The organism is Paenibacillus sp. WC2504 (assembly GCF_052682475.1).
The window spans coordinates 3,001,067-3,022,647 of record NZ_JBQZFH010000001.1 but is presented as its reverse complement, the minus strand read 5'-3'; the positions used below and the strand labels follow the sequence as shown (position 1 = coordinate 3,022,647).

Sequence of the window (21,581 nt, the reverse complement as noted above, 5' to 3'; positions counted from 1 at the left end):
AATGAAGTCTTTTGAATACGGGGATAAAGAGATCAGTTCATTAGATATTTCCATTACCGTGACTTCGATGATTATCGGGGTTGGCATTCTGATGCTCCCACGTGAGTTAGCAAAAACAGTCAATGGCTCGGACGGTTGGATATCTATGTTCGCAGCAGGCATGCTTGCCATCGGGGTCGCTTGGATACTCGCCAAAATAGCGACACATTTCAGCAGCCAAGGCTACTACGTCTATGCTTCTGCTGCGATCACAAAGCCCCTTGCCTTCGCTGCCGTTTTATTGCTATCGCTTTATTTTCTTTCCTTTTGCGCTTATGAAGTCAGGGCTATCGCCAATATTGCTAAACAATACTTATTTGAAACAACGCCTGTAGAGGTCATTGCCTTTGCTTTCTTAATGGTAAACGTGTATGCCGTTAGCGGCAGCCGCGTAGGACTCATTCGTTTAAATATCTTATTTATACCGATCGTACTATTGGTCACAGTGCTCGTTCTTCTCTTTAGCCTGGGTATGGTCGATATAAAAGAACTGAAACCTTTTTATACGACGAACTGGAAATCGTTAGCCGCTGCAACGAAAACGACCGCTTTTTCGCTTTTGGGTTTTGAAGTCGTCCTGTTCTATATTACGATAATGAACCGACCGAAAGATGCCCCAAAAGCTGTAGCCATCGGTGTACTTATCCCTCTCGTGTTATATACGGCCATCTATCTTGTCTGCGTAGGTGTTTTTTCACAGCTCGCACTGCCGGAAATCACTTATCCAGCTGTAGAGCTTGCTAAGGAAATGCAGATCCCTGGCGAATTCTTTGAACGGTTCGAATCCATCTTTTTTACGATTTGGATCATGGCTGTCTTTACGACTACTGTCATGGCCTATGATTGTACGATTTATGGACTTCGCTCTTTGTTCCCCAAACCAAAACACAAGACATGGGTATTCGTTCTTAGCCCGATCATCTATTTAATGTGTATGTATCCGAAAAATTTATCTGATTTTAGTAAAATGAGCTCCTTCATCAGTTACGAAGGAATTGTGGTGAGTATTCTGTTTCCAATTCTCATACATGTAGTTGCCAAGCTTCGAGGAGTGAAGAGCGATGCTTCCTAGAAAGATACTCGCCACACTATATCTCGGCTGCTCATTGTCGCTGCTGACAGGATGCTGGGACCGTGTGGAAATTAATCAACGCGGCTTCGTTGTTGGAGTCGCCATCGACAAACCGGAGGGGGATAACGGAAAAAATCTATACAAAGGTACCTACCAAATGATAGTGCCTGGCGGACTAAAACAAAGCAGCGGAAGTACTACCGGACAAGGCAACAGCATGAATCCCCATGCCGGACAGGCTTATTTCAATATCTCGACAACAGAAAACTCGATGCCGGCTGTAGCCGCCAGAATATCAGGAAAAACAAGCCGATCTCCTTATTTTGAACACTTGAGAATCATCATCATTTCTAGTGATGTGGCGAAAAACAAAGCCAACCTCCCCAATGTGCTTGATTTTTTTCTGCGAAATAGCGAAATGCGGCGCGGCGTTCAAATTTTAATCGCGGAAGGGAAAGCCTCGGATATCCTCGGCATATACCCAAACAATGAATCAACGCCAATTGATTATATCTCCTCTATCGCCAAAAACTATCAAAAAACGAATTTCATGCTTCCTGAATCAAGGATTGGCGATGTGCATGAATTTTTAATCAAAAATGAAAGCTTTGTTCTACAAACCATTAAAAAGGAAGACGGAGGTGTGACCCTGAATGGAAGCGCCTTATTCGATGGAACAACCAAGCAGTTGCTCGGCTTCCTTACGGGTGAAGAAACGCAAGGATTAAACTTTATTACGAAGCGAGTGAAGGGCGGAATCGTTGAATCCAACATCGATGATCAAGTCGTAGCCTTTAAAGTGGAACGCTCAAACAGGAAGTTTTACGTCCAACAAACGAGTCCGGGACATATGAAATTTACGATTAAAATCATTGCCGAGGGCACTTTGGACAAATCCATCACCAACATCGATCCTTCTGATGGAAAAACCGTAGAAGCGCTTGAGAAAAGCTTGGAAGACAAATTGACCTCCACAACCAATAAGACGATCAAAAAATTGCAGCATACCTACAAAAAAGACGCTTTAGGCCTCGGCCCTTATTTATTCCAGGATCATTATAAAATGTGGAAGCCGATTGCGGAAAATTGGGATACCGGAGAGAATTTGTTTGCTCAAGCAGAGGTCGACGTGCAGACCAAAGTGATTATCCGCCGTATTGGCAATATTTTCGAATCAACAAAGGAGTAATCAGCCATGTGGTCAACTTTTTTAGGCTTAATGCCTTCCGGATTGGTGTTGATCTGTACAATCCTTTCGTTTGTTGTACCACTCGGCACTTATCTGATTAATCAACTCCTTCACAAAAACGGAGATCCGCCATGGAAGCAGCAAAACGAAACGGCTCAGCAGCAATCGAAGCCCCCGGAAGCCAAATCATAAATCGTTAAGGAAAGACGAGATCTTGTCAGTCTGCTTCCTTGATTTTCGTACGCGCAAATAACCCATCTTTGCGCACTTCCAACTGCACTTCACCCATCAGGTCCGTTCGAAGTACATGCGTGCCCCTATTTCTTAACCGCTCCATGACATCGGGTGCAGGATGACCGTATAGATTTCCTGCTCCTACTGAAATTACAGCCGTTCGGGGCTGCCAATAATCCAGCCATTCCTGCGAAGTAGAGTATTTGCTGCCGTGGTGCGCTATTTTCATAACATCGAGACGGTCCGGCTCCTCTTTGTTCTCTTTCAAACGACCCAGAAGCGCCAGCTCTGATTCTTTTCCCATGTCTCCTGTAAAAAGCCACTTCGTTCCCATCATTTCCAGCATGAGCACGACAGAATACTCATTTTGTTCCTTCACAAACTCGGCTTGTTCTACTGTTTCTGAAAAAGGATACAGAACCCGCAGTCGGGTCACAGGATCGATCTGGATCCATCCGCTTTGTTCCCCGGCAAGCATCGGGAATTTCCGGTCTAAAGCAGTTTGGAATAATTTCTCTATGCCTTTATTCGGATTGTAGGTACCGTTGAACACAAATTGCTTAACAGGAATTTGTTCGATAACAGCCTGAAGCCCTCCGCTGTGGTCGGCATCTTCGTGAGACAGTACCAGCATATCCAATTGATGTACACCACGTTTTTTAAGTAAAGGAACCAACAGTTTTTTCCCTACTTCATAAGGATCTTTTCGTGCTTTCCAACCTTCGCCAGCCTTGCTGAACGTAATTGTGCCTCCGCCATCTATCAGAAGATTTCGCCCATACGGTGTTCGAATAAATATGGCATCCCCTTGGCCCACATCTATAAATTGAACAAGTCCGGTTCTCTCTAGCCGGTCAGGAGAATAGCCAATCCACAACAGGACAAGGAAACCTCCTACGGTAAGCCATAACCCTATCGCATGTTTCGCTCCTCCTCTGTCTTGTATGCTCTCTAACCTAATCGGGGGCTCATCCATGTTACCGAGGCTCCAACGCTTCCAAAGCCCATAAATTCCAATCAACAGCAGATAATAAAAAGCAATCCATGGCAAGCTTGGGGTGGGCCAAATCTGTTTGAAAAGGTACAGCTGCTGCAGCTTGTCTGTCGCCCAAAAAATCGCATCATTCAACCACGAAATGAGCCCCCCCATTCCTTGTCCAGCCGGCAAATACATAAGTCCCGCAACGACTGCTATAATACCAGCAGGAAATACAACTAAGCTGATAACGGGAACCAGAACGGCGTTAGCCAGCCAGGAAAGCAAGGAAAATTGATTGAAATAATAGATCGAAACAGGTAAGGAAATGAGTTGCGAAACAAGGGTTATTGAGGCTGTGTTTCTTAAAACGGAGGAGGTTAGCCATCCTTCAAGCAAATCATTTACACGCTGTACCCCAAGAATAAGTCCTAGAGTAACCAGAAAAGAGAGCTGAAAACTGACATCCAGCAAGAAATAAGGATTCCACACCAGCATGACCCAAGCCACGATCGCCATGCTGTGCAGCACATCCTTCGTTACTCCTTTTCTTGCCGCGTACAGCGCCACCATGGCCATCAACCCCGCTCTTACAATGGAAGGAGATGCACCCGTCAGCAGGATGTAGAAGGGCAGCAGCCAAAAGCATATGCGCAAATACGTTTCTTTGGTCAGCTTTAAGCGGCGCATGCCCCAGAAGCAGACGCCTAGAAATACGGCAACATTCAAGCCTGATATGGCTAAAATATGAGTCAGTCCCAGCTCCGAAAATTGCTGGAAGCGTTCGGGATCCAGATCGTCCGTTAATCCGATCAGCATGCTCTTCATAAACCCCGCCTGCGGCGCGGGGAAAATCAGGTCCATGCGGCGGCTGAGGTACTCCCGCAACATGTCGTTCCAGCGCAGCAGCTGGGTGCTGCTGATGCTCGCAGCCGCAGGCTGCACCTGCGCCTGATCCACCCCTTTGGCTATGAGCTGCCAATGGGTGTAGTGAAGGCGCAAATATCGGCGGTAGTCAAAGCCGCCGAAGTTGCGTGCCGGGGACGGGCTGCGCAGCGTCCCCGTGAGCGTCAGGGCGTCGCCTCGGCGCCACGCCGACGCCACCTCCTGCTGCGGCTGCGCCAGCAAGCGCAGCGAGACCTGCACGCTTTCCCCGCCGAGCGGGAAAGCGCGGTCCTGGAAGCGGACGGACTCCGCTTCCACGGTAAAGCTGGCCCTGTCGCCGTCAACGGTGACAGGGGAACTGAATCGGCCGAGCAGCGTGACTTCGCGGCCGTCCGGGTTTTCCTGCTGCGTGAGGGGCAGCAGGGCCGTGACGTTGCGCTGGTCGGTCCATTGGAAGTAGCCGTAGGCTGCTCCGACCAGCAAAAGCGCGCACAGCGGCTGTCCGCCGGGCAGCCGCAGCAGGTGGATGACGACGATCGCGGCAAGCATTAGCGCGCTCGTCGTCAATGACAGCCATGGAAGATGGCTGTATAGCGCAAGCACATAGCCAGTTATCCACAGAGAGCATCCTATAACAACTGGTCGTTTCATTTAAGCTTACTCCTCCCTTCCGGCAAAACAAAAAACCTCATCTCAGATGAGCCCTATTCATAGGCTGCTGCTGAAATGAGGTTCTTCCCCAATGCCGATTAAATTGATCTAATTCACAACGTCAGATACGGTGCCAGGCGGAGGTTCGTACCCTTCCATGGAGCGGAAGGTGATGCCTCTGGCCGCCATTAACTGGCTGACTTTCTCATTATCCTTCGGATAGCCGCGATGGAAAACAATCTCCGTCACACCGCTATTGGCAAGCATATTTGCGCAAGTCCAGCAGGGCTGATCGGTAACATAGACCGTAGAGCCCTCCCGATCCTCACGATCTGTAAAGAGTAAAAGATTTTGCTCGGCGTGGATGGTGCGGATACAGCGCTGCTTGCGCACTACCTCCTCAACATCCTCCACCACTTTCAGTTCAATTTCTTCAACAAGCATGCACCCGGCTTCCGTGCAATCAGGCACCCCCATCGGAGCGCCGTTATAAGCTGTTCCGAGCAGCTTTTTCCCTTGAACGAGCACAGCTCCAACATGCCTTCGATTACATCTGGATCGTGTGGAAGCCATATAGGCAATATCAAGAAAGTAAGTGTCCCAGTCCTTGCGGTTACTCATCGTAGCTCCCCTCTCCTGTCCTTTAATTCCTATTTTCATTTCTAGTATTCTCTCATACTTCATCTCAAAATGAAAGAATGGGCTATGTTGAAGTTACGTAAACAAACGGCTTCAGCTTCTCAAGCATTTTATCCCCAATCCCCTTCACCTCGGTTAACTCTTCAACTCTGCTAAATCTACCTTTTTTCAAACGGTATTCCAAAATGGCTTTCGCTTTGCTGTCGCCTATCCCAGGCAAATCATTTAATTGCTTAAGCGTTGCGGTATTCAAATCCAATAGACCCGTTGAAGGTGATGGGCTTTGACTTCCTTTTAGCTTAGGTGAAGGTGATTCTGAAGTAATGCTTGTTAGCGGGGCAGCCGGAGACGCGTTCGGTGTAGAGGTCTCGGTGGTCTCGGTGGTTTCAAAAGTGGCTCCAGGTGTTGCTATGGATTCCAGAGCTGTCTCCTCTCCGTTCACTATGAGAGCTTCAATTTGCGCATTCACTGGCTCAAACTCCGTTTGTATCATCGATGACCGTCCCCCTGTTACAAAAGGCCATACGACAAAAACGACAAAACAAACCATGATAGCAACATATAAAAATTTTCGATATCGAAATACGGCCACGAACTCCCTCCTTACAGTTTAAATAAAAATACAAGCTAATCTTTCATAATGGCAGAGAAGCATGCATATACATGAAAAAGCATCCGAATGGCATCCAAAACTGACCCCGTTCTATAAATATTAACGAAAGTGACTGATTTTTTCGGGAGGGATTACTAGATGAAAGCAGGGTTCATCGGTACTGGGAGTATGGGAAGTATTCTGATTGAAGCGTTCATTCATTCTGGGGCTTTCAATCCGGAGCAAATTATTGCAGGAAATCGAACGATTCGTAAAGTTGAGCTTCTTGCGGAGACATATCCTGGGCTTCTGGTAGCCCAATCGAATAGAGAAGTCGTGCTGGAGAGCGATATTATTTTCCTCTGTGTGAAGCCTTCTGAATTTAAAAAGGTTATTGATGAAATTAAAGAGGACGTGCTTCCCTCCCAGTTCATCGTATCCATCACAAGTCCTGTGCTGATTAAGCATTTGGAAAGTCTTTTACCGTCGAAAATAAGTAAAATCATTCCAAGTATTACGAACTATGTATTAAGTGGCGCTACACTTTGTATTCATGGTAATCGGATGCAGCCCGAGGATAAAGAATGGCTGGAAAATTTATTTGCCCATATCTCATCACCGATACGGGTGTCTGAAAATTATACACGCATCTCATCAGATCTATCCAGCTGCGGTCCTGCTTTTCTTGCCAACTTCATTCAATCCTTTATCGATGCAGCAGTTGAAGTCACAGGTATCTCCCCTGAAGAAGCAACGCTTCTTGCCAGTGAGATGACACTTGGAACAGGCAAGCTGTTGACGACGGGCGGCTTTAACCCTACGACCTTGCAAAAACGTGTCTCCGTGCCCGGCGGTATAACAGCCGAAGGATTGCGTATTTTGGATGAGGAGCTTTCCGGCGTATTCTCGCGAGTAATCCACGCTACCCACGACAAATATCAAGAAGACCTTGAGAAGACTGAGCAGCAATTAACAATAAAGCAGCAGTCTTCTCAATAGTCTTTTTCCTGACTAGCCTACAACAATGTTCACTAATTTCCCTTTAACGACAATCAATTTGCGAACGGCCTTTCCGGCGGTCGCTTCTTTGACTTTATCAAGATCAAAAGCGATTTTCTCCATCGCAGCTTCGTCCGTATCTTTTGAAATCAGCACGCGGTCCACAATTTTGCCGTTGACCTGTACCACGATCTCAATTTCATTATCGACGGTCCAAGCTTCGTCATAAGTCGGCCATGGTGCATACGTAATTGACTCGGTACCACCCAGCTTCTCCCACAGCTCTTCCGCCAAATGCGGCGCAAGCGGAGACAACATCTGAACGAAGTTTTTCATCGCTTCGAGCGGCAAACGCTCCGTTTTGTAAGCTTCATTGACGAAAATCATCATTTGGCTGATCGCCGTATTAAACCGCAGCGCTTCGAAATCCTCGGTGATTTTCTTAATGGAACGATGCCATGTGCGTTTGAACGTGTCGCTTCCAAGCGTCTCATCCGCGCTGATTTTGGATTGAACTTGACCGTTCTCATCCACAAACAGTCTCCACACACGGTTCAAATAACGGTAAATGCCGTCTACACCCGTTGTATTCCATGGTTTTGTCGCCTCAAGCGGACCCATGAACATCTCGTACATACGCAGAGTATCCGCGCCTTGATCGCTCACGATGTCATCCGGATTTACAACGTTACCGCGTGATTTACTCATTTTCTCCATGTTTTCGCCAAGAATCATCCCTTGGTTTACCAGCTTATGGAACGGCTCTTTCGTATGAACAAATCCAAGATCATAAAGCACTTTATGCCAGAAACGGGCATACAACAAGTGAAGTACCGCATGCTCAGCTCCGCCAATATACAAATCAACTGGCAGCCATTGCTGTTGAAGCTCATGCGAGCAGAATTCTTTATCATTACGCGGATCGATGAAACGCAGGTAGTACCAGCAGCTGCCAGCCCATTGCGGCATCGTATTCGTCTCGCGGCGGGCTTTCATCCCCGTTTCCGGATCGATTGTATTCACCCATTCCGATACGTTCGCCAGCGGTGATTCCCCGGTTCCCGAAGGTTTAATTTCGTCAACTTGAGGAAGCAGAAGCGGAAGTTGGTCAACCGGTACAGGCTTCATCGTGCCATCTTCCAGGTGAAGAATCGGAATCGGCTCTCCCCAGTATCTTTGACGGCTGAACAACCAGTCTCTCAAGCGGTAAGTGACCTTACCTTGACCTTTGCCGTTCTCTTCAAGCCAAGCGATCATGTGACGGATTCCTTGCTCAATGTTCATGCCGTCAATAGGTCCGGAATTCACATGAGCGCCGTCTCCAGCGTAAGCTTCTTTCTCCACATTGCCGCCTTGCACGACTTCGATAATTGGCAGATCGAACTGTTTAGCAAACTCCCAGTCACGTTGGTCGTGTCCAGGCACTGCCATGATGGCGCCAGTTCCGTAACCGCCAAGCACATAATCCGCGATCCAGATCGGCACTTTCCTGCCGTTTACAGGATTAATCGCATAGGCACCTGTGAATACGCCTGTTTTGTCCTTAGCCAGGTCTGTACGCTCCAGATCGCTTTTGCGGGAAGCTTTATCTTGATATTCTTTCACAGCGGCTGTTTGCCCGTCTGTAGTAATTTGCTGCACAAGATCGTGCTCAGGTGCAAGCACACAATAAGTCGCTCCGAATAAAGTATCTGGACGTGTTGTAAAGACGGTCAGGCTCTTCTCTTCATGCCCTTCGATCGCAAATTGAACTTCAGCCCCTGTCGATTTACCGATCCAGTTGCGCTGCATATCCTTAATGCTCTCCGACCAGTCAAGCTCCTCCAGATCCTCCAGCAAACGTTCAGCGTATTCCGTAATTCTCAGAATCCACTGACGCATCGGTTTACGGATAACCGGGTGGCCTCCACGTTCACTCAAGCCGTCGATGACTTCTTCATTCGCAAGAACCGTCCCTAGTGCCGGACACCAGTTAACAGGTACTTCGTCTACATAAGCAAGACCTTTGTTGTACAGTTGGATGAAAATCCATTGCGTCCATTTGTAATACTCCGGATCCGTCGTGGAAATCTCGCGATCCCAATCGTAGGAAAACCCGAGCGATTTAATTTGACGGCGGAAAGTATCAATATTTTTTTTCGTAAAATCACGAGGATCATTCCCCGTATCCAGCGCGTACTGCTCAGCCGGAAGTCCGAACGCGTCCCAGCCCATTGGGTGAAGAACGTTGTAACCTCTCATCCGTTTGAAACGGGAGACGATATCCGTTGCCGTATAACCTTCCGGATGTCCTACATGCAGACCGGCTCCTGAAGGGTATGGAAACATATCCAGTGCATAAAATTTCGGCTTATCCGAGTTTTCCAGCACTTTGAATGTTTTCTTAGCATCCCAGTAAGCTTGCCATTTGGGCTCAATCGCTTGGGGATTGTAACCCTGTAATTCCTTCGTTTCTTTCGTTTCCTGTGTCATGTGAAATTTCCTCCCTGTGTACGGCTATAAGCGCCAAAAAACCCCTCATCGCTAGCGGATATCGCTAGGGACGAGAGGTTAGATTCCCGTGGTACCACCCTAGTTAACACCAGGCATGCTTTGCCTGTGTTCACTCTGCCCCTTAACGCGGGTGAAACGATCCGGCTAACGCCAACGTGCGTGGCGATTCACCCTCTAGCTCCAAGGCGAGTTCACAAGACTGACATCTACCGGCTTCCACCCTTTAACCGGCTCTCTGCGAGATGCTGTGCAAGTTACTAATCCTCTTCCAAGCTTTGTGATCATCTGATTAGCTTTGATTATATGTAAAATAATGCCGCACTGTCAAGCGGCGAGGCACCTTATGCTTTATTTCTTTGCAATAAAGAAAGCCCGCTCTGTCAGCTTCGTAGGCTGTTCCCATGTAAAGTCAGCAGCCTTATGCACTTCACGAAAACCGGCTTCGCGCAGCATCTGCTCGAGCCAATCCAGTGCATAAGCGCGCTGCTCATGCGTTTCATCGATGCGCTGGAACAGTTCCTTGCCGCCTCCCTCTTTGACAAAGATGGTCAAATCGTGTTGAATTTGAACTCTTTCCTCATCCAACTCGCTTGTCCAAATGTAAGCTACATCCTCTTCATTCAAGAAGAAGGGCTGAGATTCCGCATAAGCAAACAACTGCTGGGGCGTATGCACATCGAACAGGAATAAACCGCCCGGCTTAAGTCCTTCATAAGTTTGGCGAAAGGCATCTACAATGTCCTCTTCCTCTAGCAAATAGTTCAAACTATCACAGAATGATAGAGCGACATCAACCGGTTCCCCAAGCTCCCACTCCCGCAAATCCTGCTGAAACAAACGAATAGCACCGCTGCGCACAAGCTGAGGCTGTTCTCCTGCTTTTTGTTCCGCTACAGCCAGCATATCTTCCGACAAATCAATGCCTGTCATTTGATACCCTTGCAATGCCAGCGGAATCGTCAAATTGCCGGTACCGCAGCCGAGATCTACAATCGAAACCGGCTTCACGCCAAACCGGTCAAAACTTTCTTTGACGAAACGAAGCCAATCTTCGTATGGCATGCTGTTCATCAGACGGTCATACGTGTAGGCAAATTTCTCATAGCTCATTTTAACTAGGATTCTCCTCTTTTTTCAGATAGGTCCAATCGTCCTCCTGATAGATGAGCCCGTCTTTCATCAGCTTGCCTAATGCACGCTTAAAGGCCGCTTTGCTCAAGCCAAACCGATCCTTAATGATATCCGCGGACGTTTTATCTGAAAATGGCATTGCATTTCCAGGACGCGTCTCCAGCACACTAAGAATTTTCTCCGCGTCTTCATCCCGACCTTTTTCCTTCGGCTGTCTCATCGACAGATTCACGCGGCCATCTTCTTCGCGAACGAAGGCGACTCGTACGTCAACCAACTCACCCACACGAAGTAATCGTGTTCTCTCCGTAGGAGCGATAAGTCCTATTACACCATAACCAAGAACACCGGCCTCGCAAATAACGAAAGTGCCCATCTGCAGCGGTCTGTACACACGCGCTTTCACCCAGCGGTTGCTCCAGCTTGAAGGAGCACGCACACAAAGTGGAGCCAGATCGTCTTCCAGCGCCAGCTTCGCAATTAAGCGGCCTTGACGGTCATGTGCTAATGTTGCAAACACCTTGTCCCCTACTTGAGGTCGCAATTCCTCCAATTCCGGCACATGACGGTAAGGAAGGAGCAAGTTACGACCTAACCCCATCTCCAGAAAGTAACCAAATCTCGGATGGATATCGACAACTTCGAGCAGCCCGACTTCGCCCATCTGGATTAACGGACGTTTCATGGTAGCCATGAGCCTGTCCTGTGTATCATGGAATAAAAAGGCTTCCACGTGCTCACCGGCCTTGATTTTGCCTACAATCTCCGCATACGGTAAAAGCACATCCTGATAGCCGTCGCTCAGGAAATATCCGTTTGGCGGAACTTCCCTCGCTACCTCAAGGGTAACGAGGGATCCTGCTTCCAGTCTCATACGCGCTCCACAACTTTGGCATCGGACCAAAGTCTTTCGATGTTATAGTACTCGCGATCATCGCGGTGGAAAACGTGCAGAACAACATCCCCTAAATCAAGCAGAACCCATCTAGCTGTATCAATACCTTCGTAACCTCTGATCGTGACGCCATACTCATGTGCTTTCTTTCTGGCTTCGCTCGCGATCGCTTGCACTTGTGTTTCTGAATTTCCGTGGCAAATGACGAAATAATCCGCAATCAAGGAAATACCTTGCAAATTAAGCGTAACAACGTCCGCCGCTTTTTTATCCTCTGCAGCCTCTACGACAAATGCTAAAATCTCTTCTGGGCTTTTACTCATTCAATCAACCTCCATGAATTAGTTGTTTATTTGTTGAATCAAATCATTCCGTGTCAAAATGGTAAGCGGATAAATTCGTTTTCCTTTTTCAATCAAAAACCGAATCGTAGAATCAAACCCGACAACAAGCGCCTTCTCCAAGCTGCTCTTGGCTTCCTCACGGATGAGCTCTACACCGGGGAATTCCCGGCCTGGCTCCATATAATCCGCTAAACATACGATTTTGTCTAACAGCGTCATCCCTTCACGCCCTGAGGTATGGTACCGGATCGCATCCAATATCTCCTCGTCCTGAATACCAAATTGCGACTGGGCAATGAACGCCCCGGCATGCGAGTGCCAAAGCTCCTTATCAAAATCCAATAAATCCTGGGGCAACCCATTCTCGCGAATAATCTTAGCTTGCTCCTGTACAGGCCAATACTTGCAATAATCATGTAAAATAGCTGAAAGATCAGCTTTGACAGGATCTCCGCCGAATCGCTTCGCAAGCATGACGCTCGTTTCCATGACACCAAGTGTATGGAGCCAGCGCTTCTCAGGCATTTGTTCTTTTACGGCTGCGATTAGCTTCTCACGCTTCATACAATCGGTTCACCTCCATGTAACCGTTCACGACTTCTGGAACAAGGTAGCGAACTGATCGTTTCTGACTTCGCTCCTCGCGAATGGCTGTGGATGAAATTTCAACTAGCGGCATGGGGACAATAGTTACTCGCTCACGGATGTTAGCAGACATATGCGCCATATCCAGTTCGTAGCCAGGTCTGGCTAAACCGATAAAACGAATATGCCGCACGATGTCATCAATGCGATGCCACTGCGGCAAATACTGAACCATATCTGCACCTATAATATAAGCAAATTCTGTTGTGGGATATTGTTTGCGCAGCAGTTCAATCGTATCGATACTATAAGATACGCCGCCTTTGCTGATTTCGATATCAATCGGACGAAAAAAAGGATTCCCCTCCGCAGCAAGGCAAACCATCTCCCAGCGCTGCTGCGTTGTGGCCTTCGGCGCGTTGGACTTATGCGGCGGCACGTTGGCCGGCATCAGCCATACTTCGTCTAATCCTGCTTCCACCCTCGCCCGCTCCGCAGCGATTAAATGACCGGTATGGATCGGGTCAAAGGTACCACCCATAATTCCGACAAGCATGCTTACACCTCTTTAGCTCGGCAGTTCAATCTTTTTCTTGTCACGCGATTCTTTGTACAACACGACGATTTTACCGATCACTTGTACGAGCTCAGCACCGGATTTCTCGGACAGTTCAGTGCCTACCTCATCCCGATCTTCTCCGCTGTTGTTCAGCACTGTAATTTTAATCAATTCACGCACTTCCAGCGCTTCTTGGATATGACGGATTAAGTGTTCGTTCACGCCGCCTTTGCCTACTTGGAAAATCGGATCTACATGGTGCGCCAATGAGCGCAAATAACGTTTCTGTTTGCCTGTTAACATGGATGTCCCTCTATTCATTCTTATTCAGCTAACGACTGTTCTACCACCTGTCTCATCGCCGCAACGGGCGCAGGTTTACCAGTCCAGTATTCAAAAGCAAAAGCACCTTGATATATAAACATGCCCAGTCCGCCATGAATGCGGGCTCCTTTGGCTTCCGCCTCACGAAGGAACCTTGTAATGCGCGGATTATAGATTAAATCGCTCACGAGATGATGTTCTTTCAGAAGTTCAACCGGCATCGGCAGCTCTTCCGTGTTAGGATGCATCCCCGCTGAGGTCGTATTCAGTACGAACTCGACCTCATCCACGACATTCGCAATCTCATCAAGACCAAGACCGATTGTCTTCGTGTAAGCACTGATTGTATCAGCAAGCTCTAATGCGCGCTCTTTTGTCCGATTCGCGATGTAAATGCAGCCTGCACCTTCTTTGGCGAGTGCATACGCAACCCCTCTTGCAGCTCCGCCGGCGCCAAGAACAAGAACGCTTTTCCCCTTCAAATCGATGCCCGTTTCTTCCTTGAGAGAACGAACATAACCAATACCGTCCGTATTGTAGCCGATGAGTTTGCCGTTTTCGTTCACGATTGTATTCACCGCGCCAACGATACGAGCTCCCTCGTCAATTTCGTCCAGGTACTGCATAACCTCAACTTTATGTGGAATGGTGACATTAATTCCTCGATACCCCAGTGCCCGAATCCCTCGAACCGCATCTCCAAGCTCGTCAGGACGCACATGAAAAGCAGCATAAACCGCGTTAAAATCTGCTTCTTGAAAAGCGCGATTCAACATAATGGGCGATCGGGAATGCCGAATCGGATCTCCGAATACCCCATATAGAATCGTATGACTGTCTATCGCCCGGCTCTTCTCCATGGTCTCCTCTGGTCCCCCTATATCAATGACTCTCGTGTGATAACCTTGATCCCCTTCGGTGCATGAACGGCAAGCTGTGAACCAGCCAGGCTGTTCACTTTGATCCAACCTAAACCGGAGATGAGCACATCCATTTGTTTCCCCTTTGGAATGTTCAGCCCATGCTTCACAAGTGGAGGCAGCTCGTCCAAGTCCGCTTCATTAGGAGGCGCCAGCATGACACCTTTGTGATCGGCGTACAGATCATCTGCCCGCTCCAACTTCGTGCGATGTATTTGAATCGCGTTGGACGTGTAGCATGTGAACGACTGGTGTTCACCTTTAATAAAATCAAAGCGAGCTAACGCGCCAAAAAACAACGTTTGTTGTTCATTTAACTGAAAAACAACCGGTTTGAGCGGCTTATCCGGCATGATACGTGTCAAATCACGTTTCTTCACAACCTCGGTTAGACGGTGCAAGTGCACAATCCCCGGCGTATCTACGATAAACCGGCCATCGTCGAGCGGGATTTTGACCAAATCCAGCGTCGTGCCCGGGTATTGAGATGTCGTAAGCTCCGCTTCCAAATCGCTGTAATCGCTGATTAAACGGTTAATAAGCGTCGATTTGCCGACATTAGTAGCACCAACAACATACACATCTCTGTCGCCGCGGTGCTCCTGTACAGCCGTAATCACGCGATCAAAGCCGATATTTTTCTTCGCACTGCAGAGCACAATGTCAACAACTTTAAGGTTGGCCTCTTTGGCTCTACGCTGCACCCAGTTGATGATCTTGTTGGCATTGGTCACTTTCGGCAGCAAATCAATCTTGTTGACGACAAGCAGGACCGGATTCGTGCCGACAAACCGTCCCAGACTGCTGAGCATACTGCCTTCAAAGTCAAAAATGTCCACAATCTTCACAACTAACGCCTTGGTTTGGCCGACATGTCCAAGCAATTTGAGGAAGTCGTCCTGCTGCAGCGTGATAGTGGAAGATTCATTATAATGCTTGATCCGGTAGCAGCGCTGACAAATAACCGGCTCCTTTTGCAGCGCTTCTGCCGGAATAAATCCGAGCTTGCTCTTGTCTTCTGTTTGCAGCAATACGCCGCATCCCGCACAATGATTAATCGTTTCTATACTCATGAAACCTCCTAATTCTTCATCCTGGCATTCGCCCATTTCTCAATCCGCCGGTTAATTCGTGTGAAAAAACCTTCGTCATTGATAGAAATCGGATTGACCAGAATCGTGTAAAGCCCCATTCGATTGCCGCCAAGCACATCCGTCAGCATTTGATCGCCTATGACCGCTGTTTGTCTCGCATTCGTACCAAGCAGCTTCATAGCTTTGTGAAATGAAACGTTCCATGGTTTCTTGGCTCTGTGAATGAATGGAATGCCTAACGGCTCCGCAAAGGCGGATACGCGTCCATGATTGTTGTTGGACACGATGACGACCTTGAAGCCCATCTTCTGCAACCGGTTCAACCACTCTATTAACTCTGGAGTCGCATGCGGATCGCGCGCGCCTACGAGTGTGTTATCGAGATCGGTAATGATACCGCGAACACCAAATCCCCATAGATGATTGGCATCAATATCATAGATTGTATGCACGGACTGTCTGGGTACGAGCTTTTTCAGCAAACCATTTCCCTCCACTGCTTCCTCGACATATACGAGAAACTATACCATAGTGACCCGTTTGTTGCAAAAAGAAAAGAACATATTTTCCCACTAGCCGCGGGCTGGAAGCGGCAGCCAGTTCAGGACATTTTGGATTTGACGGTCCCAATAACCCCACTCATGTTCTCCAGGCCCTTCCTCATAGGTCAAGTCCAGACCCAATTCCCTGCAATAATTACGGAAACGGATGTTATCTTCATATAGGAAATCTTCCGTACCGCAGCACTGATATAAATCCGGCTTCGGTCCTTTGCTAGCCTTCACCTGCTCTGCCAAATAGAATAAATCATTTTTGCTGCCTTTGATACTCGTCACATCGCCATAAATCAGCTTGAATTCATCCGGAAAGTTTAATGCTCGATGCGAAATATCTACGGCGCCCGACAAGCTGGCGGCGGCTGCAAAACGGTCTGGATGTGTGAGAGCCAGCTTCATCGCACCATATCCGCCCATCGACAAGCCCGCAGCATAATTCAATTCTCGTTCTTCTGCCAACGGGAAAAAAGATCTAGCAATAGCCGGCAGTTCCTCGCTAATAAACGTCCAGTACTTCGGACCTGCCGCCATATCCGTATAAAAGCTGCGGTTAACAGCCGGCATAACAACGGCAATCCCCAACTTGGCCGCATACCGCTCGATAGATGTTCTCCGCATCCAAATGGTGTGATCGTCAGATAGGCCATGCAATAAGTACAGTGTTGGATGTTTTGAAGTACCGTAGCTCGCTGAGGCGATCCCGATCTGATTTTGTGCATGCTGCGGTAAGATCACATACATGGAAGCTGAGACACCAAGGGAATCGGAGTAAAAATGACAATCGATAAAAGCCATGCGAATATGCTCCTCTCATAGGGAAAACCACCCCCCAGCAAGGGAAAGTGGCTTTCTTCACCTATTTCATTTGTTCTTTTAATTTCATAATCGATTGACTCACGGTTTGATAATCGGTTTCGGTCGAAACATTTTGGCTGTATTTTGCTCGTTCAAACAGCTCTAACACCGTTTCCAGATCTTTTTTCATCCATTTGCTCTGGCTCGACCACCTGGCCGTCGCTTCTCTCATCGTTTCATGCTCTAATCTGGTATAGCCCTTACGTCGGCTCATCCGCAGAAGCTTCTCGAATTCCACAATGATTTTCTGATTAAAATTAACGGCTTTCAATTGCTTTCTGTGCATACGCCATGTGCGCCAATAGTTGCTTTTGAGCAAAAATACAGCGCCAGCAGCTATCATTAGAGCAGCACCAACACCGCTTAACGTCAACCATAGCCAAGTAAAGCTAGGTGCTTGACTCGTTTCTTCAGGCAGTGTGACCGGATCGCTCTCCGTGGTAGGGTCAACAGGCGGAGGTGTCTCCGCTGGGAACACATTCGGAAGCGCAAACCCGGAAGTAGGCTCAAAAGGGATCCAGCCAAAGCCTTCAAAATACACTTCAACCCACGAATGAGCATCCGAGTTCCGGACTGTATACGTGCCGGCAGCGTCAGCATCGATATCTTCACCGAATTGACTCAAAATACCAAATTCTCGCATCTGATCAGATTGGGGAGAAGTTCCGGATGAGTACCCTTTCACCCAGCGGGTCGGAAGTCCGATTGAACGAGCAAGCACGGCCATTGACGTGGAATAATAATCACAGTATCCCTGTTTGATTTCGAACAAGAATCGATCTACAAAATCTTTGCTTTTCCCTTTACTTTCGTCCGGTGTGTTCGTATAAGGGTAATGCTCTGATAAATAAGCCTCAATCAGCTTGGCCTTATCATAAGGATTAGTCGCTGATTTGGTGATGTCGATCGCAAGTTGCTTGACACGTTCGGGAAGATCCGCCGGTATTTGCAAATACTCCGCCCATTCCGGCTTATTCCCATAGTCACTCTTCACCTCGCGGAGCTGCGCTACATCCAAAATAGGCTCTTGAGTAATAATGGCATACTCTTTGGGATAATTCGTTCTGCCCGTGTACCGCAGCTCGGATTGTCGAGGCGACCATAAAATGCGCTGAAACGGATTCTCACCTTGATTCACTTCCACCAGTCGCTGGACGGCATACCCGCCGAAGAGAACCGGAAACACATCCTCTCTCTGCATAACAATGGTTTGGGTAACTTCCTGGGTTTTCAACAGTGAGAAATCAAATCTCGGATCAAGAGGCAGTGTATTGAGATTGACCCGATTCATCGGAAGCTTTTTCTCATTCGGACTAAGCTCCCAACCTTTTCCATTATACTGAGCTCTCGTTTCACCACGGAAGTAGGTGCGTTTGCTCGTTTCTACTGTCATGACAGGTGTGTAGTCAAATTGAAATCCACCACCCAGATGACTATCATCCCTGCTGTAACCCGATGAAGTATCGGCGGTAGACGCCGTCACGCTTACCCCTTTTCCTAATAGAGGTACGGATTCTCCCCGACTCACCTTATAAGCGGTATATGGATCGGTTAAGACAGGTTCTACGGTAGGAGCCAGAAACCCAACAAGCGTAATGACACCTACGATCAGCCCCACTGGAAGCAGGAGCGAAGAGGGATAATCGGTAATCGTCTCCCAAATAACAGGGGCCCGTTTCTTCAGTTTGGCGAAGTGGCGAACCATCAGGAGCGAAAATCCGCAGAAGATGACCATGGCTACTTGCGGCCACAGGAAAATAGTGCTGAAGGAATCTCGTATGGCAAAAAACAATATACTGACAGCAATGAGAACGAAAATACGCAGCCTCGATTTCACTGACCACATGGCAAATAAATAAGTCAGCCAAGCAGCTAAGCTAAACCAAATATACGGCTCTAACTGACCGGCGTTTAAGGCGACCCATCGGAGTGCGTTCTTCCACGTCGTCACGTGTACGGCAACAAAATGGTAACCCATCCCGATGACGTGAAGAGCGATGACCAATCCGAATTGAATGAGAACTCGCCATACGCGTCGAAGATGCGGAATCAGATACGTAACCGCAACAAGGCTTAATGTTCCTGTGACAAAAACGACCGTTTCAGGGAGCCACAAGCCGTCTTCCTTCATAATCCAAATCACAAATTGATACAGATAAATACCCGTAAGAATCGCACTAAGGCGCTGTTCCCAATCCGTAAAAACAATTCTCTTCCAGAGTGAGCTAAGCATAACGTTTCGCCCCTCCCAACAGGTTAGGCAAGTCCGTTAATTGACTGACCTCATACCCCATATAACCTTGTGAGCGAATCGCCTTAACCCAATCGTCTTTTGCGCTATCCTGAACCGCCCCCTGCAGTTTGAAAGCATGCGAAGGTTCGGCATGAATCCACATATGGCAAGGATTCATTTGAAGATGCTCGAGTTGCGTCAGCACCTGCATCATGACGGAACCCTTTTGCGGAGAAATAAGTACAAAGAAGCAGCCGGCTGGGAGTTCCCGTGAATGTTCTTTCAAAATTTGCTGCAGAGAATGAAAGCCGTCAGCTTCAACCCCGACCAAATGTTTTAAAATATGCTTGTGGTGATTCTGACTTTGTTTCGGTTCAAAATAGGTGGATTCTTTCCCGATTGACAGCAAACCAAGCGCTAAGTCGCGGCCGGCCCCATACCGGAACAAGGATGCCGCCACAGAAACAGCTAGTTCAAATTCAGCCGCGTCACCATAGGCACGAGCCGTGCGATCCAATAAAATGATCGTTTTGGGCAGCGACTCCCGTTCGAACTCCTTGGACTTCCAAGTCCCTGTCTTCGCTGTGGCATTCCAGTGAATGCGGGACAAGCGATCCCCGTAAATATATTCACGAACACCGTTAATCTGCGTCGTTTCCCGGTGGGCTCTTGTCGTCGTGGAATGATGCTGCATGCCTTTGAGCATTTGATGGAACTGCGCCCATTCCCGGATGGCTACGGTTTGCGGGTATACCGTAACGGATTGCTGGAGTTCCAGGCGTCCCTTATGCTGGAAGAAGCCAAAGATATCCTCGGTCAGACATTCCGTATCACCAAACCGGTAATATCCCCTTCGCAGCGGAGGCGTGCTGTACAGCAGTTCCCCTCTGCGCTTCCAATCCGGAATCAGCGAACCTTCAAAGATGGTTTCTTCTCCACTCTGACGGATGAACTGATCTTTGATAATCATATAAGGAATCGGCCAAAAACCGGGAATCTGTACGCCAATGCCAATTTGCAGTGATTGACCCGCTTCAAGCTGTGCATCCTGCCCTTGAATGGAGAGCTTGCGCGTCCCTTGAGCACGTCTGATGCCGCTCCAGTTGCCTGCGAGTAAGTAGATCGACAAAAGGGTAATGATAATAAACAGCATGGAGGCCAGCTTTCCTCCTTGAAATAACAGGAAGAATAAGCTAGCCGTGAAACAGGAAATCAGTAGCCATAAAGGAGCCGGAAACCGGGGACGTTCCCCGAATCGTTTGAATACCGGTCGAGTCATAGGCTCACTTCTCCAATCGAACCGGCACTCGAACCTGCTCGAAAATCGAACCGAGCACGGAGTTAACGGTAGCTCCATCCATGCGTGCTTCGGAATGAAGGATCATTCGATGCCCGAGCACGAAAGGCGCAAGGTACTTGATGTCATCTGGAATGACGTAGTCTCTGCCTTTCAAGAACGCATATGCCTTGGATGCTAGTACAAGCGAAAGCGTGGCGCGTGGACTTGCGCCCAGAAATACAGCGTGATGGTCACGCGTTTTCCTGGTGATATTGACTAAGTAATCCGATACCGCGTCATCCATATGTACCCTGCGCGCTTGCTCTTGTGCTGCCAGTACTTCAGACGTATCCATCACCGCATGCAACGCTTCCATCGGATGCGCTTTGATTTGCGAAGCAATCATCTGTTTCTCGGCAGCTTCGCTCGGATAACCCAGGCTAAGCTTAATCATAAAGCGATCCAGCTGCGCTTCCGGCAGAATATATGTGCCTTCGAAATCAATGGGATTTTGAGTGGCCAGCATGAGAAAAGGAGATGGCAGCTCATGGATATCGCCGTCTACCGTAATATGCTGCTCTTCCATGGCTTCCAGCAGTGCCGATTGGGTTTTGGTTGTTGCGCGATTGATTTCGTCGACAAGTAAAATATTCGCCATGATCGGTCCTGAGCGAAACAGGAATTTTTCTTCTTTGGGATGATATATAGAAACACCGGTAATATCGGAAGGCAATAAATCGGGATTGCACTGAATGCGACGGAATTGGCCGTCGATGGAACGGGCGAGGGCTTTGATCAGTACGGTCTTGCCAGTTCCCGGTACATCTTCGAGCAACACATGTCCGCCGGCCAGCATAGCAGTCAGCAGTAATTCAATCTCAGCGCTCTTGCCGAGTATGCAGGATTCTAAATTCGTTTTCAGTCTAGTTAAAACTTCTACATGATGATGGGTGGCAGTTTCCATGACTTAATCCTCCTTAGAGTTTTCGTAAGAAAACTTACTTCGTAAGCGTATGCTGAACGGTATTAAAACCTC

Annotated in this window: 21 protein-coding genes and 1 other annotated feature; of the genes, 4 read left to right on the top strand and 17 right to left on the bottom strand. The window is 48.1% G+C overall.

The genetic code is table 11. The features are described from left to right. Position 1 precedes the first annotated feature (1 nt). Genes ACUN27_RS13180 through ACUN27_RS13170 form a run of 3 tightly spaced genes read left to right on the top strand, consistent with a single transcriptional unit; the run spans position 2 to position 2,492 of the window. Positions 2 to 1,111 carry a GerAB/ArcD/ProY family transporter gene (locus ACUN27_RS13180; protein ID WP_315952280.1) on the top strand — a complete coding sequence of 370 codons (1,110 nt, stop codon included), beginning with the start codon at positions 2 to 4 and terminating at the stop codon, positions 1,109 to 1,111. Beyond that, positions 1,101 to 2,300 carry a Ger(x)C family spore germination protein gene (locus ACUN27_RS13175; protein WP_326063800.1) on the top strand — a complete coding sequence of 400 codons (1,200 nt, stop codon included), beginning with the start codon at positions 1,101 to 1,103 and terminating at the stop codon, positions 2,298 to 2,300. Before ACUN27_RS13180 ends, ACUN27_RS13175 begins: the two co-directional genes overlap by 11 nt. Before the next feature lie 6 nt (positions 2,301 to 2,306). After that, complete coding sequence (locus ACUN27_RS13170; protein WP_315952284.1) at positions 2,307 to 2,492, top strand: hypothetical protein; 186 nt, start codon at positions 2,307 to 2,309, stop codon at positions 2,490 to 2,492. Between the two features lie 25 nt (positions 2,493 to 2,517). On the opposite strand, the gene ACUN27_RS13165 is transcribed toward ACUN27_RS13170, so the two are convergent. From ACUN27_RS13165 to ACUN27_RS13155, 3 genes are all read right to left on the bottom strand, one after another. Next, on the bottom strand, positions 2,518 to 5,046 hold the full coding sequence (locus tag ACUN27_RS13165) for a ComEC/Rec2 family competence protein (protein ID WP_445559023.1): 2,529 nt from the start codon (positions 5,044 to 5,046) through the stop codon (positions 2,518 to 2,520). 108 nt (positions 5,047 to 5,154) lie between these two features. Beyond that, positions 5,155 to 5,667: a deoxycytidylate deaminase gene (locus ACUN27_RS13160; RefSeq protein WP_315952288.1), complete on the bottom strand. Its 513-nt coding sequence runs from the start codon at positions 5,665 to 5,667 to the stop codon at positions 5,155 to 5,157. Between the two features lie 82 nt (positions 5,668 to 5,749). Further along, positions 5,750 to 6,277: a ComEA family DNA-binding protein gene (locus ACUN27_RS13155; protein ID WP_326060756.1), complete on the bottom strand. Its 528-nt coding sequence runs from the start codon at positions 6,275 to 6,277 to the stop codon at positions 5,750 to 5,752. A 159-nt stretch (positions 6,278 to 6,436) separates the two neighbouring features. Between ACUN27_RS13155 and comER the strand changes: the two genes are divergently transcribed. Continuing rightward, a complete protein-coding gene (gene comER / locus ACUN27_RS13150) occupies positions 6,437 to 7,276 on the top strand; it encodes a late competence protein ComER (RefSeq protein WP_315952292.1) in 840 nt (279 codons plus the stop codon). 12 nt (positions 7,277 to 7,288) lie between these two features. Here comER and leuS read toward each other — a convergent pair whose 3' ends face one another. From leuS to ACUN27_RS13080, 14 genes are all read right to left on the bottom strand, one after another. After that, complete coding sequence (gene leuS, locus ACUN27_RS13145; RefSeq protein ID WP_326060757.1) at positions 7,289 to 9,748, bottom strand: leucine--tRNA ligase; 2,460 nt, start codon at positions 9,746 to 9,748, stop codon at positions 7,289 to 7,291. A 63-nt stretch (positions 9,749 to 9,811) separates the two neighbouring features. Beyond that, positions 9,812 to 10,049 (bottom strand) — a binding site (T-box leader). Positions 10,050 to 10,117: 68 nt separating this feature from the next. Next, the gene (locus ACUN27_RS13140; RefSeq protein WP_326060758.1) at positions 10,118 to 10,879 is read right to left on the bottom strand and encodes a class I SAM-dependent DNA methyltransferase; all 762 of its coding nucleotides are present in this window, start codon (positions 10,877 to 10,879) and stop codon (positions 10,118 to 10,120) included. 1 nt (position 10,880) lies between these two features. Beyond that, complete coding sequence (locus tag ACUN27_RS13135; protein WP_315952298.1) at positions 10,881 to 11,774, bottom strand: CvfB family protein; 894 nt, start codon at positions 11,772 to 11,774, stop codon at positions 10,881 to 10,883. Beyond that, a complete protein-coding gene (gene rsfS, locus ACUN27_RS13130) occupies positions 11,771 to 12,118 on the bottom strand; it encodes a ribosome silencing factor (protein WP_127449916.1) in 348 nt (115 codons plus the stop codon). The genes ACUN27_RS13135 and rsfS overlap by 4 nt, the downstream gene beginning before the upstream one ends. An 18-nt stretch (positions 12,119 to 12,136) precedes the next feature. After that, positions 12,137 to 12,703: a bis(5'-nucleosyl)-tetraphosphatase (symmetrical) YqeK gene (yqeK, locus tag ACUN27_RS13125; RefSeq protein ID WP_326060760.1), complete on the bottom strand. Its 567-nt coding sequence runs from the start codon at positions 12,701 to 12,703 to the stop codon at positions 12,137 to 12,139. Continuing rightward, entirely contained in the window at positions 12,693 to 13,280 is a 588-nt protein-coding gene (locus ACUN27_RS13120) for a nicotinate-nucleotide adenylyltransferase (protein ID WP_326060761.1), read from the bottom strand. The genes yqeK and ACUN27_RS13120 overlap by 11 nt, the downstream gene beginning before the upstream one ends. Positions 13,281 to 13,292: 12 nt before the next feature. Further along, a complete protein-coding gene (gene yhbY, locus ACUN27_RS13115; RefSeq protein WP_326060762.1) occupies positions 13,293 to 13,586 on the bottom strand; it encodes a ribosome assembly RNA-binding protein YhbY in 294 nt (97 codons plus the stop codon). 20 nt (positions 13,587 to 13,606) lie between these two features. After that, a complete protein-coding gene (gene aroE, locus ACUN27_RS13110) occupies positions 13,607 to 14,467 on the bottom strand; it encodes a shikimate dehydrogenase (RefSeq protein ID WP_326060763.1) in 861 nt (286 codons plus the stop codon). A 17-nt stretch (positions 14,468 to 14,484) separates the two neighbouring features. Further along, on the bottom strand, positions 14,485 to 15,600 hold the full coding sequence (gene yqeH / locus ACUN27_RS13105; protein ID WP_315952305.1) for a ribosome biogenesis GTPase YqeH: 1,116 nt from the start codon (positions 15,598 to 15,600) through the stop codon (positions 14,485 to 14,487). An 8-nt stretch (positions 15,601 to 15,608) separates the two neighbouring features. Further along, the gene (locus tag ACUN27_RS13100) at positions 15,609 to 16,103 is read right to left on the bottom strand and encodes a YqeG family HAD IIIA-type phosphatase (protein WP_174806720.1); all 495 of its coding nucleotides are present in this window, start codon (positions 16,101 to 16,103) and stop codon (positions 15,609 to 15,611) included. 90 nt (positions 16,104 to 16,193) lie between these two features. Then, positions 16,194 to 16,973, bottom strand: coding sequence for an alpha/beta hydrolase (locus tag ACUN27_RS13095; protein WP_315952308.1), 780 nt, complete (start codon positions 16,971 to 16,973; stop codon positions 16,194 to 16,196). Between the two features lie 61 nt (positions 16,974 to 17,034). Then, positions 17,035 to 19,266 (bottom strand): transglutaminase TgpA family protein, encoded by a 2,232-nt coding sequence (locus ACUN27_RS13090; protein WP_315952310.1) that lies wholly within the window; start codon positions 19,264 to 19,266, stop codon positions 17,035 to 17,037. Beyond that, positions 19,259 to 20,419, bottom strand: coding sequence for a DUF58 domain-containing protein (locus ACUN27_RS13085; RefSeq protein ID WP_445559022.1), 1,161 nt, complete (start codon positions 20,417 to 20,419; stop codon positions 19,259 to 19,261). Before ACUN27_RS13085 ends, ACUN27_RS13090 begins: the two co-directional genes overlap by 8 nt. A gap of 130 nt (positions 20,420 to 20,549) precedes the next feature. Continuing rightward, the gene (locus ACUN27_RS13080) at positions 20,550 to 21,509 is read right to left on the bottom strand and encodes an AAA family ATPase (protein WP_127449931.1); all 960 of its coding nucleotides are present in this window, start codon (positions 21,507 to 21,509) and stop codon (positions 20,550 to 20,552) included. Positions 21,510 to 21,581: the final 72 nt, after the last annotated feature.

Excerpts from the sequence above, each read along its gene's own strand:
- ACUN27_RS13180 (WP_315952280.1), top strand. The coding sequence starts at position 2 with ATGAAGTCTTTTGAATACGGGGATAAAGAGATCAGTTCATTAGATATT.
- ACUN27_RS13175 (WP_326063800.1), top strand. The coding sequence starts at position 1,101 with ATGCTTCCTAGAAAGATACTCGCCACACTATATCTCGGCTGCTCATTG.
- ACUN27_RS13170 (WP_315952284.1), top strand. The coding sequence starts at position 2,307 with ATGTGGTCAACTTTTTTAGGCTTAATGCCTTCCGGATTGGTGTTGATC.
- ACUN27_RS13165 (WP_445559023.1), bottom strand. The coding sequence starts at position 5,046 with ATGAAACGACCAGTTGTTATAGGATGCTCTCTGTGGATAACTGGCTAT.
- ACUN27_RS13160 (WP_315952288.1), bottom strand. The coding sequence starts at position 5,667 with ATGAGTAACCGCAAGGACTGGGACACTTACTTTCTTGATATTGCCTAT.
- comER (WP_315952292.1), top strand. The coding sequence starts at position 6,437 with ATGAAAGCAGGGTTCATCGGTACTGGGAGTATGGGAAGTATTCTGATT.
- leuS (WP_326060757.1), bottom strand. The coding sequence starts at position 9,748 with ATGACACAGGAAACGAAAGAAACGAAGGAATTACAGGGTTACAATCCC.
- ACUN27_RS13140 (WP_326060758.1), bottom strand. The coding sequence starts at position 10,879 with ATGAGCTATGAGAAATTTGCCTACACGTATGACCGTCTGATGAACAGC.
- ACUN27_RS13135 (WP_315952298.1), bottom strand. The coding sequence starts at position 11,774 with ATGAGACTGGAAGCAGGATCCCTCGTTACCCTTGAGGTAGCGAGGGAA.
- rsfS (WP_127449916.1), bottom strand. The coding sequence starts at position 12,118 with ATGAGTAAAAGCCCAGAAGAGATTTTAGCATTTGTCGTAGAGGCTGCA.
- yqeK (WP_326060760.1), bottom strand. The coding sequence starts at position 12,703 with ATGAAGCGTGAGAAGCTAATCGCAGCCGTAAAAGAACAAATGCCTGAG.
- ACUN27_RS13120 (WP_326060761.1), bottom strand. The coding sequence starts at position 13,280 with ATGCTTGTCGGAATTATGGGTGGTACCTTTGACCCGATCCATACCGGT.
- yhbY (WP_326060762.1), bottom strand. The coding sequence starts at position 13,586 with ATGTTAACAGGCAAACAGAAACGTTATTTGCGCTCATTGGCGCACCAT.
- aroE (WP_326060763.1), bottom strand. The coding sequence starts at position 14,467 with ATGGAGAAGAGCCGGGCGATAGACAGTCATACGATTCTATATGGGGTA.
- yqeH (WP_315952305.1), bottom strand. The coding sequence starts at position 15,600 with ATGAGTATAGAAACGATTAATCATTGTGCGGGATGCGGCGTATTGCTG.
- ACUN27_RS13095 (WP_315952308.1), bottom strand. The coding sequence starts at position 16,973 with ATGGCTTTTATCGATTGTCATTTTTACTCCGATTCCCTTGGTGTCTCA.
- ACUN27_RS13090 (WP_315952310.1), bottom strand. The coding sequence starts at position 19,266 with ATGCTTAGCTCACTCTGGAAGAGAATTGTTTTTACGGATTGGGAACAG.
- ACUN27_RS13085 (WP_445559022.1), bottom strand. The coding sequence starts at position 20,419 with ATGCTGTTTATTATCATTACCCTTTTGTCGATCTACTTACTCGCAGGC.
- ACUN27_RS13080 (WP_127449931.1), bottom strand. The coding sequence starts at position 21,509 with ATGGAAACTGCCACCCATCATCATGTAGAAGTTTTAACTAGACTGAAA.